12 protein-coding genes and 1 tRNA gene are annotated in these 13,329 nt (G+C 36.8%); 5 read left to right on the forward strand and 8 right to left on the reverse strand.

Annotated elements, in window-relative coordinates:
* Nucleotides 1-123: 123 nt before the first annotated feature.
* From ACLHG9_RS07110 to ACLHG9_RS07145, 8 genes are all read right to left on the reverse strand, one after another.
* Nucleotides 124-196: transfer RNA gene (locus ACLHG9_RS07110), tRNA-Lys, on the reverse strand.
* A 118-nt stretch (nucleotides 197-314) separates the two neighbouring features.
* Entirely contained in the window at nucleotides 315-929 is a 615-nt protein-coding gene (gene bioD / locus ACLHG9_RS07115) for a dethiobiotin synthase (protein ID WP_410220805.1), read from the reverse strand.
* The gene (locus tag ACLHG9_RS07120; protein WP_410220806.1) at nucleotides 922-2,049 is read right to left on the reverse strand and encodes an aminotransferase class I/II-fold pyridoxal phosphate-dependent enzyme; all 1,128 of its coding nucleotides are present in this window, start codon (nucleotides 2,047-2,049) and stop codon (nucleotides 922-924) included. Before ACLHG9_RS07120 ends, bioD begins: the two co-directional genes overlap by 8 nt.
* A 12-nt stretch (nucleotides 2,050-2,061) precedes the next feature.
* Entirely contained in the window at nucleotides 2,062-2,787 is a 726-nt protein-coding gene (locus tag ACLHG9_RS07125; protein WP_410220807.1) for a polyprenol monophosphomannose synthase, read from the reverse strand.
* A gap of 98 nt (nucleotides 2,788-2,885) precedes the next feature.
* Entirely contained in the window at nucleotides 2,886-4,466 is a 1,581-nt protein-coding gene (locus ACLHG9_RS07130) for a peptide MFS transporter (RefSeq protein WP_410220808.1), read from the reverse strand.
* An 85-nt stretch (nucleotides 4,467-4,551) separates the two neighbouring features.
* A complete protein-coding gene (locus ACLHG9_RS07135) occupies nucleotides 4,552-6,324 on the reverse strand; it encodes a peptide MFS transporter (protein WP_410220809.1) in 1,773 nt (590 codons plus the stop codon).
* Between the two features lie 96 nt (nucleotides 6,325-6,420).
* A complete protein-coding gene (locus tag ACLHG9_RS07140) occupies nucleotides 6,421-7,353 on the reverse strand; it encodes a hypothetical protein (RefSeq protein WP_410220810.1) in 933 nt (310 codons plus the stop codon).
* Nucleotides 7,354-7,372: 19 nt separating this feature from the next.
* Nucleotides 7,373-8,551, reverse strand: a complete 1,179-nt coding sequence (locus ACLHG9_RS07145) for an acetyl-CoA C-acyltransferase (RefSeq protein WP_410220811.1) — start codon at nucleotides 8,549-8,551, stop codon at nucleotides 7,373-7,375.
* 293 nt (nucleotides 8,552-8,844) lie between these two features.
* Between ACLHG9_RS07145 and ACLHG9_RS07150 the strand changes: the two genes are divergently transcribed.
* From ACLHG9_RS07150 to murC, 5 genes are all read left to right on the forward strand, one after another.
* Entirely contained in the window at nucleotides 8,845-9,093 is a 249-nt protein-coding gene (locus ACLHG9_RS07150; protein WP_138721706.1) for a type B 50S ribosomal protein L31, read from the forward strand.
* Nucleotides 9,094-9,166: 73 nt separating this feature from the next.
* The gene (locus tag ACLHG9_RS07155) at nucleotides 9,167-10,339 is read left to right on the forward strand and encodes a putative sugar nucleotidyl transferase (RefSeq protein WP_410220812.1); all 1,173 of its coding nucleotides are present in this window, start codon (nucleotides 9,167-9,169) and stop codon (nucleotides 10,337-10,339) included.
* A 3-nt stretch (nucleotides 10,340-10,342) separates the two neighbouring features.
* Nucleotides 10,343-11,104, forward strand: coding sequence for a triose-phosphate isomerase (gene tpiA, locus ACLHG9_RS07160; RefSeq protein ID WP_410220813.1), 762 nt, complete (start codon nucleotides 10,343-10,345; stop codon nucleotides 11,102-11,104).
* Nucleotides 11,104-11,940: a 50S ribosomal protein L11 methyltransferase gene (gene prmA, locus ACLHG9_RS07165; RefSeq protein ID WP_410220814.1), complete on the forward strand. Its 837-nt coding sequence runs from the start codon at nucleotides 11,104-11,106 to the stop codon at nucleotides 11,938-11,940. The genes tpiA and prmA overlap by 1 nt, the downstream gene beginning before the upstream one ends.
* Nucleotides 11,941-11,971: 31 nt before the next feature.
* Entirely contained in the window at nucleotides 11,972-13,324 is a 1,353-nt protein-coding gene (gene murC / locus ACLHG9_RS07170) for a UDP-N-acetylmuramate--L-alanine ligase (protein ID WP_410220815.1), read from the forward strand.
* Nucleotides 13,325-13,329: the final 5 nt, after the last annotated feature.

Consider the following 13,329-nt stretch of genomic DNA (forward strand, 5'->3'; position numbering starts at 1 on the left):
ATTGGTAACCATTTTTTGTGAATTAATATGGTTTCCTTTGATTTACTTTTTACTAGGAAATGCTTTTAAGACGTATTTAAACGAGAAAAAGCACACTATATGTGTGCTTTTTCTGACAATCTGTGATCCCGCTGGGATTCGAACCCAGGACCACTACATTAAAAGTGTAATGCTCTACCAGCTGAGCTACGGAATCATCGTTTTTGATTAACGAGGTGCAAATATAGAATTTATTGAAAACACATGCAAGAAAAAATGTAATATTTTCTTTTAATAGTTGACTTATAATCGTTTAAAATTAAAATGAACTGTTTTTAAGCAAGGTTTATATATTGAGCAGCTTCTTTGATACTGCTTTTATCAAGGTTTTTCAGTTGGGGGATACGTCCTAAAAAAGGTAAACCTGTATAGTTTAAAATATAACTTTGGCTTTCTGTATTTTCTTCTCCGCAAAAAAGAATGCCTTTGATTTTTATACCATATTGTTTAAGTACATTTATGGTAAGTAGGGTGTGGTTGATGCTACCCAAATAATTGCTGCTTACCACTATGGTTTCCAAGTTAAGATGGATAATGAGATCTAAGATTAGGTCTTTATTATTTAAGGGTACCATCAGCCCACCGGCACCCTCAACAATTAAAGAACGGGTTGTTTCGGGCAAAGTAAACGAGTTTAAAGTGATTTCTGTTCCATCTAATTTAGCTGAAAGATGAGGAGATAAGGGTTGTGTAAGACGGTAAGTTTCGGGATGGATAATAGTTTTAGTATTACTAATTAGACTTTCAACCGTTAAGCTATCGCTTTGGTCTAAATCTCCCGATTGGATAGGTTTCCAGTAATCGGCATTTAATTTTTCTACCAGTACAGCACTGGCTATAGTTTTACCTATACCGGTTCCAATTCCGGTAACAAAATAGTTGTTATTCATGTGTTTTTAATTTTAAAATAAGCCCCTCAATAGTTTCAGACGTGTTGAAACTGTGCAGGCAAATTCTCAATCGTTCCGCACCTTTGGCCACTGTGGGGCTTAATATAGCCCTTACATCATAGCCTGATTTCTGTAGATAAAGAGCAATATCTTTAGCCTTTTCTGCGCTACTTAAAATAATGGTCTGTATTGCACTTAAGCTATTTATACAAGGCCATTTAAGCGTAAAAGCTAAATTTCTGTATAAAGATATATTTTGGCGCAGGTCTTGCTGATGGTCTTGTTCTGTTAATAATGTATAAGCGGCTCTTATGCTCATAATCCCATGTAGAGGCATTGCGGTAGTATAAATAAAAGAACGGGCAAAATTAATGAGGTAATTTCGTAGGTTGTGACTACCTAAAACAGCGGCACCATGGCAACCCAAAGCCTTGCCAAAAGTAACTACACAGGCAAATATTCTGTTATTTAATCCGTTTTGATGAACCAGACCTTTTCCATGATCACCAAAAACACCAATGGCATGCGCTTCGTCAACAATGAGATTGGCACCGTATTTTTCGCAGATGTCATAAATATCCTTTAAAGGAGCTGTATCGCCATCCATAGAATACACGCTTTCTATTACTACATAGATTATGCCTTTTGCTTTTTGAAGCTTTAACTCAAGGTCATGTATATCGTTATGTTTAAATTTCAGTCTGTCGGCAAAACTTAGTCTGGCACCATCAATTAGGCTGGCATGTATAAGTTCATCATAAATAATGATATCGCCCCGCTGACCCAAACAGGAAAGTAGCCCCAAATTAGCATCATAACCCGAATTGAATAGCAGGGCACTTTCAGTTTCATGAAAACGGGCAATAAAATCTTCTGTTTCTTCGGTAAACTTTCTGTTTCCACTTAACAGCCTGGAGCCACCAGAGCCATTTTCAGTAATACCGATTTGTTGTTCAAAGATTTTGATTTTATCTTTTAGTAAAGATGATCTGGTAAAACCTAAATAATCATTAGAACAGAAATCGATAAGGTTAGGTGTAACAGCAGGTAAGAGGCGTAAATTGTTAGATTGTTTACGTTCTTCTAACTTTTTAACCAGAAAATCTTCTGCCTTTTTCATCAGTGATTATGTTTATCTCTTATAAGATCTGAACCAGCTGTTTATTTTCATTTGTATGACGCCTAAAAAAGCTTCCCTGAAAATTTTTGTGCTCATTTTTGAAGTGCCTTCTGTGCGGTCGGTAAAAATGATAGGAACTTCAACTACATTAAAACCGTATTTAATAGCTGTAAATTTCATTTCGATCTGGAACGCATAACCAACAAACCTGATTTTATCTAAAGGGATAGTTTCTAGTACAATACGCTTGTAGCATTTAAAACCAGCAGTAGCGTCTTGTATTTGTATGCCTGTAATAAATCTCACGTACATTGAGGCGAAATAAGACATCAATACCCTGCCCATAGGCCAGTTTACTACATTAACGCCTTTTACATATCTTGAACCTATGGCTACATCTGCTCCGTTTATGCAGGCTTCTCTTAACCTTACCAAATCATCCGGATTGTGAGAAAAATCGGCATCCATTTCGAAAATATATTCGTAATTGTGACTGAGCGCCCATTTAAAACCATGGATGTAAGCTGTACCTAAACCCAATTTCCCGTTACGTTGCTCTAAATGTAAGCCTGTAAATTCTTTTTGTAGGTTTTGTACAATGGCGGCTGTACCGTCTGGAGAGCCGTCGTCAATGATCAGCACATCTATAGCGGCATTTAAAGAGAAAACTTTTCTTATGATACGTTCAATGTTTTCTTTTTCGTTATAAGTAGGTATGATTACAAGGCTGTCTGACACGGGATCTATTTATATTTCTGATCGACGAAATTAGTTATTAAAAACTAAAAGCCCCAAACAAATATTCGAGGCTTTTAGTTAAATGATGTTAAAATCTATTAATGTATGCCATGCATCCATTTACGCAATAAAGGGTTAAGCAAGAAAAGTATCAATCCCGCTACCACAGGAATAAACGTGAAGATCAAGAAGAAAATCGAAATAGAATACGTAGAACTGATGTAATCTATCAAACCACCGGTTTTACCGGCCAGCCAGTTACCAATTGCCGTACAGGTAAACCAGAAGCCGAACATCAGGCCTACAAATTTAGCAGGAGCCAGTTTACTTACATAAGATAAACCTACAGGAGATACACAAAGTTCTCCAATGGTATGGAATAAATAAGCGAATATCAGCCAGAACATACTTACCTCGGCAGTGGTGGCACCTTTAGGGATGTTCATACCACCATAAGCTAGCCCGGCAAAACCCAGACCAACAAAAATTAAACCGAAAGCAAATTTAATAGGGCCGCTTGGATTGATTTTAGTTTCCCATAATTTAGAAAAAACAGGCGCAAGTGCAACAATAAAGAACGAGTTCAGTATACCAAACCATGAAGCAGGAACTTCTGTATTTACGGCATTAAACTCTTTCTGTATTTTCCAGATGGCCAAGATCCATATAATGAGAAAGCTTAAGCCAGTAAAAATAATGGTAGCAGGGTATTTGCTGAATATTTTCTTGCCTAAGCCCAGTAAAACTACTGTAACGGCTATAAGCGGGAATATGGTTAGTAACGAATCAGACCATTTAAACAGGGTTGCGGTAGAACCTGTAAGGTTGCGCAAGGTGTAATCTTTGGCAAAGATAGTCATAGAACCTCCGGCCTGTTCAAATACCATCCAAAAAAAGATGGTAAAAATAGAAAGTACCCCAATTACCCACATGCGTTGGTTCACTACCTTACTTGGTAGATTGCCATCAATAGCGGTTTCTTTGTTGTTGTTCTTTATTACATTGATGCCTATTTTACCAAAGATTTTTTGTCCAAAATAGAATTGCAGCATACCAAAGAACATAAAAATACCAGCTAAACCAAAGCCCCAGTGCCAGCCAATTTTTTCACCTACATATCCGCACATTAAAATACCTAAAAACGCACCTGAGTTAATGCCCATATAAAAAATGGTGTAGGCAGCATCTTTCTTTTTTTCGCCAGAAGCAGGATATAATTGTCCGACCATTGAAGAAATATTCGGTTTGAACAAACCATTACCGGTAATCATTAAAAACAGGCCTAAATAGAAAAAGTTAGAATTAATACCTTCTAATGCCATAGAAGCATGACCCAAAGTCATGATTAATGCGCCTAAGATAATTGCTTTGCGATAACCAGTAAGCCTATCGGCAATATACCCCCCTAAAATAGGGGTGAGGTAAACAAGACCAGTGTACCAAGAATACAGGTTGAGTGCCTCAGGACGTGTCCAGCCCCAACCGCCTTTGCTGATTTCGCTTACCAAAAACAGTGTGAGCAAAGCACGCATGCCATAGTAACTAAAGCGTTCCCACATTTCGGTAAAAAACAATACAAAAAGGCCTACAGGGTGCTGAATAAGCTTAGCTTGCTCAATACCCGACCGCTCTAAATAAAGATCTAATTCCTGATCTTGTTGATTTAAATTATCTGACACGTTTATTTTTAGTTTAGTTGAATATTTGTTAACGTTTTGAAAATAAAAAAAGCCTTTGAATTATCAAAGGCTTTATAAGCTGGTGTTACCTTACACCGTGCATTAATTTTTTTAGCACCGGTGTAAGCAACATAATAAATATACCCAATGCAAATGGTACCAGTGTAAAGATCAGGAAGAAGGTTTTCATAGAATACTGTGCTGTAATCTCATCAATCATTCCACCCATTTTTCCTGCAATTTTATTTCCAATGGCAATAGCTAGATACCATATACCAAACATGATGGCAATCATACGTCCTGGTACAAGTTTACTTACATAAGATAGGCCTACAGGAGAGATGAACAATTCGCCCAAAGTATGGAAAAGATAAGCTAAAATCAGCCATATCATACTTACAGAAGCCGTTTTTGCACCCGATGGAATAGAAAGCGAACCATAAGCTAAAGCAGCAAAACCTATACCCAATAGGATCATTCCGATACCGTTCTTTATAGTGGCAAAAGGAGAATATTTGCTCTCCCATAATTTGGATACAAGCGGAGCCAATGATATAATGAATAAAGAGTTCAATACCCCAAACCAAGTGGCTGGAACTTCTGCTTTAACATCTTTATACTGAGCGCTTAACATATAAATTACAAGGCCCCATATAATTAGAAATCCGGTGGCTAAAATGATATTTCCTAAAGCAAAACGCTTAAATGTCTTAGAGAATAATTTAATCAGTACAAATGAAATAATTAAGAGCGGAGTTACTGTGATTAAAGTATTGGCAATGTTGAACAATAATTTTTGGTTACCTTCTAAAACTCTGGCCGTATAATCTTTAGCAAAAATAGTCATGGACCCACCCGCCTGCTCAAAAGATGCCCAAAAGAAAATAGTAATAAATGCCAGTATGATTACCGCAATCATCTTATCGCGTAATACAGGTGTGTATTGGCTAATTCTCTTGATCAGGATGAATACAAAAAGTACCAATGCTGCTAAAATGGCAAAATTACTGCCTGTTAACCCAGCAACTTCAAAATTGAAAAAGTTAACCGATGTAATTTTTGAAAGAGGGTCGTTGATAGTCCATAAAAGCCCTACGACAGAAATGATTGCAATGATAGAAATATCAAATTTTGAGAATGGATTTCTTTTGGCTTCTTCCGGCGATTCATTTTCTTCAACTACTTCTTCATTTTTCTCGGGTTTAACCCCTATATTACCAAAAATATTTCTAGTGAAATAGAATTGAAGCATACCTATAAACATAAATATACCTGCCAAACCAAAGCCATAGCTCCAGCCCCAATCAGGACTTTCGCCTATATAACCACATAAAAGCATACCTAAGAAAGCACCTGAATTTACACCCATATAGAAAATGGTATAAGCGCCATCTTTTTTCTCAGGATGTTTTTTATACATATGAGAAAGGATAGAGGTCATGTTGGGTTTAAAGAAACCATTACCCAATACCAAAAGGCCTAATCCCAGGTACATAAAAATAGGATCGAACTCCATAGCCATAGAAAGGTGGCCTAAGGTCATTAATGAGGCGCCAACAATAACGGCAGCTCTGTAACCGATGATTTTATCGGCAATATAACCACCCAAAATAGGTGTAAGGTAAGCTAATGAGGTATATGAACCATAAATAGCCAAAGCGGTTTCTCTGGGCCAGCCCCAGCCCGGATTCATACCCGTTATAGAAGAGGTTAAGAAAAGAACCAATAGTGCCCGCATTCCGTAGTAGGAGAAACGTTCCCACATTTCGGTAAAAAATAGCACAAAAAGCCCCGCAGGGTGACCTATAACTTTGTCTTTAAAAAGATCATTGTTATTTTCTGCAGTAGTAACTTGCATAATTTTTAATCAGATATAAATTTAGTTTATGTGTGTTAAAAAGGTAAAGCTCGCAATATAGTTGAATGTAATGAGAGTTTTGTTATTTATAGCTATTTAATTAGCTTTTTTTAGAAGAGTAGTAGCTTTAACAGGCGGTTTATAATGTTCATCCTGTACAGAGGGATCGTTCTTTAATGCAATGTTTTCTTTGAGTTTGAAACGGTTGTAATTGATTGTATAGCCATCAAAACTTGAGTCGGATACATAATATTCAAACTGGTCTTTCATAGAAGGTTCATAAGGAGCCAGATGATCAAAAACAATCATGCTTACAGACCGGTTATAAGTAAGTGTCATGCTATTTTTGCTGCTGTATTCAAAAATAACCCGGTTCTTAAGCGTATTACTGTTAACTGCGGTTTCGAATATTTTTTTGCCAAAAATAGCTTCATCTTTATCTAAGGTTAATACCTCAATTACTTTTTGAGTGGTTTTATCAGTATATCCTTTCCACCCCAGCAAAATAAAATAAGAAGGCTGGTTATTGTAGCTACTTACAGGTATAATCTCATAGTAGCGTGCGCCGTACCAGTTTTTGGCGTTTGTAACAGCGTCGGGATCAGAAATCTGTGATGTGGCATCGTTTAGCGGAACAAGCTTCAATTGCCCATCTTTGGTAGGCAATTGAATAGTCCCGTAAAATTTATAAGTTCCGTTGCTGAGCGCTAAAGACCAGGTAAAAATTTTAAAAGAATTGTTTGGCGCTTTTAAGATGCTAATGTTTTTTAAAGAATCGAAATTAAAAGCATAAGAATGAGGCGTTTTTAAGGCCTTCACCAATTCTTTCACAAAATGTGTATTTTGGGCAATTTTTCCTTCATCACTTTCGATGTTAAAGGTAGAATCGCTGATATCTGCCAAGCTGATCTGCAGTTTATTTAGTAAGGCCAGATTGGCCGGTGTAAGCTGATTTTGAGCCTTTACAAAAGAGCCCCAAACCAAGATTAACCCGGTTAAATATAAAATTCTTGCAAAGTTCTTAAGCATAGTTATTAGCGTAAATTCCTTAACGCAGATTTTCTATCACTATTGCACTTGCACCACCACCACCGTTACAGATGCCGGCAACACCAATTTTTCCGTTGTTTTGTTGAAGAACAGCTAGAAGAGTAACCACAATACGAGCACCCGATGCGCCAAGGGGATGACCAATTGCTACCGCACCGCCATTGATGTTTACGTTATCACTGCTTAAATTTAATTCTTTGTTGTTCGCTAAGGATACCACAGAGAAAGCTTCATTAATCTCGAAATAATCTACATTTTTAATATCAATATTTGCTTTATGTAGAGCTAATGGAATGGCTTTGGCAGGGGCGGTAGTGAACCATTCTGGTGCTTGCTGCGCATCTGCGTACGCTAAAATTTTAGCCAGTGGTTTTAAGCCTAATTCTTTTGCTTTATCTGCGCTCATTAATACTAATGCAGCAGCTCCGTCATTTAAAGACGATGCGTTTGCAGCGGTAACTGTGCCATCTTTTTTAAATACAGGCTTTAAACCGGGAATCTTGTCAAATTTAACAGCTGCAGGCTCTTCATCGCTTTCAAATAAGGTTGTTTCTCCTTTTTTATTTTTAAGCTCAACAGGTGTGATTTCGCTCGTGAACTTACCTTCCTGCTGTGCTTTTTGTGCTCTTTGGTAAGATTGTATCGCATAGTTATCCTGTTCTTCGCGGCTAAAATGACAGGTTTCTGCACAAAGTTCAGCAGCAGAGCCCATATGGTAATCGTTATAAACATCCCACAAGCCGTCTTTTATCAGGCCGTCTGTAATCTGTCCATGACCTAAACGGTAACCATTGCGGGCTTTATCTAAATAATAAGGAACATTGCTCATACTTTCCATGCCGCCTGCAACAATAATATCTTTATCGCCAAGGGCAATAGCTTGTGCAGCTAACATGATGGCTTTAGTGCCCGATGCGCAAACTTTATTAATGGTAGTAGCCGGAATATCAGGAAGGCCGGCAAATCTAACAGCTTGTGTAGCAGGAGCCTGTCCTAAATTTGCAGATAACACATTTCCCATATAAACTTCCTGTACATCCGCTGGCTTGATACCTGCTTTTTCTATAGCTGATTTTATGACAATGGCACCCAATTGGGTAGCCGAAAATGCGGAAAGAGAACCACCAAAGCTACCAATAGGTGTGCGGGTAGCTGAAACAATTACTACATCTTTCATAGTTTTAAATTACTTTTGCTTTAAATAAAATTGGTTAGTATGGCAAAGATAGTCGATTTTATGAATTAGCTTTACAATTTCTGTTTTGGTATAGATAAAACGAACTTTTAATCAAAAATTATTCTTTGTACACTTGTTTCTAAAAAAAATAATTAAGATATTTGCAACCTCTAAAAAGAAGATAGAGGAAAAACAAATTGCTAATTAGAAACTGATCATCAATATTATTGCCAGCAAATTGCAATTTAATGTTTTTGGGGTTTCAACAAATAAATATTAAACACAGAATTAAAATGAAAAAAGATTTGCATCCATCAAGCTACAGATTTGTTGTTTTTAAAGATATGTCTAATGACTATGCTTTTTTAACTAAATCTTGCGTAGAAACTAAAGAAACAATTAAATGGGAAGATGGAAATGAATATCCATTATATAAATTAGAGATTTCTCATACTTCTCACCCTTTTTACACTGGTAAAATGAAATTGGTTGACACAGCCGGACGTATTGATAAATTCAAAAATCGTTACGCAAAAAAATAGTCAGCTGTTAATTGATAGATATTTAAAGTCTCGGGTATATATACTCTCGAGACTTTTTTTATTTTTGTAACCTATGAAAATCAATTTTTTTGATGATCAATCTTGGGAACGGTTAAGGCCTCTTACTTTTACGCGGCCGGTTGCCGACCTAAGGGTAGGTATTTTGACCATTGCCGAAAAATGGTCTAAACATCTTAATGCCAGCTCTTACGGCTATTGTACCCAGTCTTATCTAAGTATCAAATACCCATCAATAGAGGCTGAGCTTTTTATCAATGGATCGGTTTGTCCAAACAGTTATCTCTTAGATAAAATTTCCAATCTTAAAGAGGGCGAATATCTCTCACACAATCTATGTGTTATTGCTTATAAATGTAAGGAAAATATTGCCTACCAATTGGTTAAAGAAAAACTGACACCTGTAACCGTAGAAAATAACTTTCTTAAAATAGAATATCCTGAGCATATATTTGGCTTTAATGATAAGGAGCTGGTAAATGATTTTAATCTGCTTGCCCGGGGCAGAACTTCTGTTGCTATAAGTGGCACAAATACAATTCTTGGCGAACAGTTTTTCGCAGAAGAAGGAGCTGTTGCAGAGTGTTCTACCTTTAATACTTTACAGGGACCTGTTTATTTAGGTAAAAACAGCGAAGTGTGGGAAGGTTGTCATATTAGAGGCTCATTTGCTTTATGTAATGATTCGCAAGTGAAAATGGGAGCTAAAATTTATGGAAAAACAACTATAGGACCTTTTAGCCGTGTGGGCGGTGAGATTAACAATGCTGTAATTTGGGGATATTCTTCTAAAGGGCATGATGGTTACCTGGGTAATGCGGTTTTAGGTCAGTGGTGTAACATTGGCGCAGACAGCAATAACTCTAATTTGAAAAATAATTATGCTGAAGTTCGTTTATGGGATTATACAGCGGAAAGTTTCAGGAAAACAGGCTTGCAGTTTTGCGGTTTAATTATGGCTGATCATGCTAAATGTGCCATCAATACCATGTTTAATACCGGTACTGTAGTGGGTGTTAGCGCTAATGTTTTCGGGCCGGGTTTTCCGCGTAATTTTATCCCTGATTTTGCATGGGGCGGAGCGCATGGTTTTGATATTTATACTATTCACAAAATGCTCGAAACAGCCAAACTGGTATTTGAAAGAAGAAATGTTGTTTTAGACGAAACAGAAATAAATATATTAATACACATTTTTGATAGTACACAACCGTACAGACGTTTTTAAATTATGAGAAAGAATATTGTTGCAGGTAACTGGAAAATGAATTTAGATTACCAGGAAGGGGTATCGCTATTTTCAGAGATTATAAATATGGTAAGAGACGAGCGAAAAGGCGATCAGGTTGCTGTAATATGCGCACCATTTATACATATAAACAGCTTGGCACAACTTTCATCAGGTGTGGTAAAAATTGGCGCACAAAACTGTCATCAGAGCGAGAGTGGTGCTTATACCGGTGAAATCTCTGCAAAAATGATCAGCTCAACCGGGGCTGAATATGTCATTATCGGACATTCAGAACGTCGCCAATACTTTGCAGAAAGCAATGCAGTTTTAGCAGAAAAAACCAATATAGCACTTAAACATCAACTTAAGCCTATATTTTGTATAGGAGAAACTTTAGATGAACGAGAAAATGGTAGTTATTTTCACGTTATAGAAAAACAACTCGAAGAAGGTTTGTTCCATCTTTCGCCAGAGCAGTTTGCTCATGTTGTTTTAGCTTATGAACCTGTTTGGGCAATCGGAACGGGCTTAACGGCAACCCCAGAGCAGGCTCAAGATATCCATGCTTTTATCAGAAATAAAGTAGACGTGAAATACGGCTTCAATATTGCAGATGATACCTCTATTTTATATGGAGGAAGCTGTAACCCTAAAAATGCGGCAGAGCTTTTTGCGCAAAAGGATATCGATGGAGGTTTGATTGGGGGTGCATCATTAAAATCTCGTGATTTTGTAGATATTGTTAAAACATTTAATGCCTAATGAATTATACTAAAGTTAGTTTTACGTTTAAGGATATAGAGGAGTATCAGAAAGATTTGCTTATGGCCGATTTAGCTGATATAGGATTTGATAGCTTTGAAGATACTTCATCAGGTTTTGATGCTTTTATTGCAGATGATCTCTTTAAAGAAGAGCAATTAGCTGAAGTAATCAGCGAGAATGAGATTCAGACTACTTATCAGATTGAACAAGTAGTTTCGCAGAACTGGAATGAAGAATGGGAAAAAAACTTTAGCCCTTTGATCATAACAGATGAATGTTATGTACGTGCAACTTTTCATGAGGCACAGCCCCATTACAAATATGAGATTGTGGTAGATCCTAAAATGGCTTTTGGTACGGGTCATCATCAAACCACAACCATGATGATGCAATATATACTGGAAACCGATTTTACAGATAAGGATGTTCTAGATATGGGAGCGGGAACAGGGATTCTGGGAATTTTAGCTGCAAAAAGAGGAGCTAAACATATTACTGCCATAGACTATGACGATGTTTGCTATCAAAGCGCCATTGAAAACGCAGCGTTAAATGAGGTAACCAATTTAACTTCGCTTTGCGGAAGTAAAGAAGTTATTCCTCAACACATATACGATATTATTTTGGCCAATATCAACAGAAATATTTTATTAGACCAAATGGATGCCTATGTAAATGTACTGGCAAAAAATGGTTTAATATTCTTTAGTGGTTTTTACGAAGAAACAGACCTGGATATGATCAAACAAGCAGCCGAAAAGTTAGGACTTGCCTATGTTGATCATAAGAACTTAAACAATTGGGTAGCAGCCCAATTTGTTAAAGCTAATTAAGGTTTAATTTTCTGTTTAAAAAGAGATAATAATGAGAGTTCATTTTATAGCCATAGGCGGAGCAGCTATGCATAATTTAGCTATTGCCCTATATAAAAAAGGTTTTTTGGTTACGGGTTCAGATGATGTAATCTTTGAACCTTCAAACAGCAGATTGGCTAAATATGGCCTATTACCTATGGAAATGGGCTGGCATGAAGAAAATATTACTGCTGATATTGATGCTGTAATTTTAGGTATGCATGCCCGTATTGATAATCCTGAATTACTTAAAGCACAGGCTCTGGGATTAAAGATCTACTCTTATCCCGAATACATATATGAACAATCGAAAAATAAAACCCGTGTGGTAATAGGAGGTAGCCATGGTAAAACTACCATTACTTCAATGATTTTGCACGTACTCAATTATTATCAGAAAGATTTTGATTATTTGGTAGGTGCGCAGCTTGCTGGTTTCGATACCATGGTAAAGATTACCGATAGCGCTCCGGTTATCATCATAGAAGGAGACGAGTACCTTGCTTCTCCTATAGACAGACGACCTAAATTCCATCTATATAAGGCTAATATTGCGATCTTAAGTGGTATAGCCTGGGATCATATCAATGTTTTTCCAACTTTTGAGAATTATGTTGAGCAGTTTGCCAATTTTTTAACAACCATTGAGCCTAAAGGAAAAGTAATTTATTGCGAAACCGATGAAGTGCTGAAACAAACCGTTGAGGCTTCTGCTGCAGATATTGTTAAAATACCTTACCAAATTCCCCTACATGAAGTAAAAAGCGGAATTACCTATCTTTTACCTGAGCATACACCTTTAAAGGTATTTGGTGATCACAATCTGATGAACCTCAATGCCGCACGTATGGCTTGCAAGGAATTAGGTATTAGTGAAACTGAATTTGATGCTGCAATCTCAACCTTTACAGGTGCCGCTAAACGCTTGGAATTGTTAAATGCTGTAAATCACACCAATGTTTATAAAGACTTTGCGCATTCGCCCTCAAAACTGAAAGCAACTATACAGGCTGTAAAAGCTCAATTTCCAGATAGACAACTTGTGGCTATGATAGAATTGCATACTTTTAGTAGTTTAAATAAGAACTTTTTAAAGGAATATAAAGATGCCATGAAAGATGCAGATGTAGCTATTGTTTATATAGATGACAAAACATTTTTGATCAAAAGAATGGAGCCTTTAACAGAAGATGAAATCCAAACAGCATTTAATGACAAATCTATTATGTTCTTTAATGATCCGGTGAAAGTAGAAACTTATTTAAGAAACTTTGATTTTCGTAACAAAAATCTTTTACTGATGAGTTCAGGAAACTATGCGGGGATGGATTTGCCAAAGCTTGCTGCCGAAATCAAATCATAATTAAA

Origin of the sequence: Pedobacter sp., from assembly GCF_046462515.1 — a bacterium.
Classification (GTDB): domain Bacteria; phylum Bacteroidota; class Bacteroidia; order Sphingobacteriales; family Sphingobacteriaceae; genus Pedobacter.

What these genes read in the sequence shown, in the direction of transcription:
- bioD (WP_410220805.1), bottom strand. Translation starts at nt 929, where the DNA reads ATGAATAACAACTATTTTGTTACCGGAATTGGAACCGGTATAGGTAAA.
- ACLHG9_RS07120 (WP_410220806.1), bottom strand. Translation starts at nt 2,049, where the DNA reads ATGAAAAAGGCAGAAGATTTTCTGGTTAAAAAGTTAGAAGAACGTAAA.
- ACLHG9_RS07135 (WP_410220809.1), bottom strand. Translation starts at nt 6,324, where the DNA reads ATGCAAGTTACTACTGCAGAAAATAACAATGATCTTTTTAAAGACAAA.
- ACLHG9_RS07140 (WP_410220810.1), bottom strand. Translation starts at nt 7,353, where the DNA reads ATGCTTAAGAACTTTGCAAGAATTTTATATTTAACCGGGTTAATCTTG.
- ACLHG9_RS07145 (WP_410220811.1), bottom strand. Translation starts at nt 8,551, where the DNA reads ATGAAAGATGTAGTAATTGTTTCAGCTACCCGCACACCTATTGGTAGC.
- ACLHG9_RS07150 (WP_138721706.1), top strand. Translation starts at nt 8,845, where the DNA reads ATGAAAAAAGATTTGCATCCATCAAGCTACAGATTTGTTGTTTTTAAA.
- ACLHG9_RS07155 (WP_410220812.1), top strand. Translation starts at nt 9,167, where the DNA reads ATGAAAATCAATTTTTTTGATGATCAATCTTGGGAACGGTTAAGGCCT.
- tpiA (WP_410220813.1), top strand. Translation starts at nt 10,343, where the DNA reads ATGAGAAAGAATATTGTTGCAGGTAACTGGAAAATGAATTTAGATTAC.
- prmA (WP_410220814.1), top strand. Translation starts at nt 11,104, where the DNA reads ATGAATTATACTAAAGTTAGTTTTACGTTTAAGGATATAGAGGAGTAT.
- murC (WP_410220815.1), top strand. Translation starts at nt 11,972, where the DNA reads ATGAGAGTTCATTTTATAGCCATAGGCGGAGCAGCTATGCATAATTTA.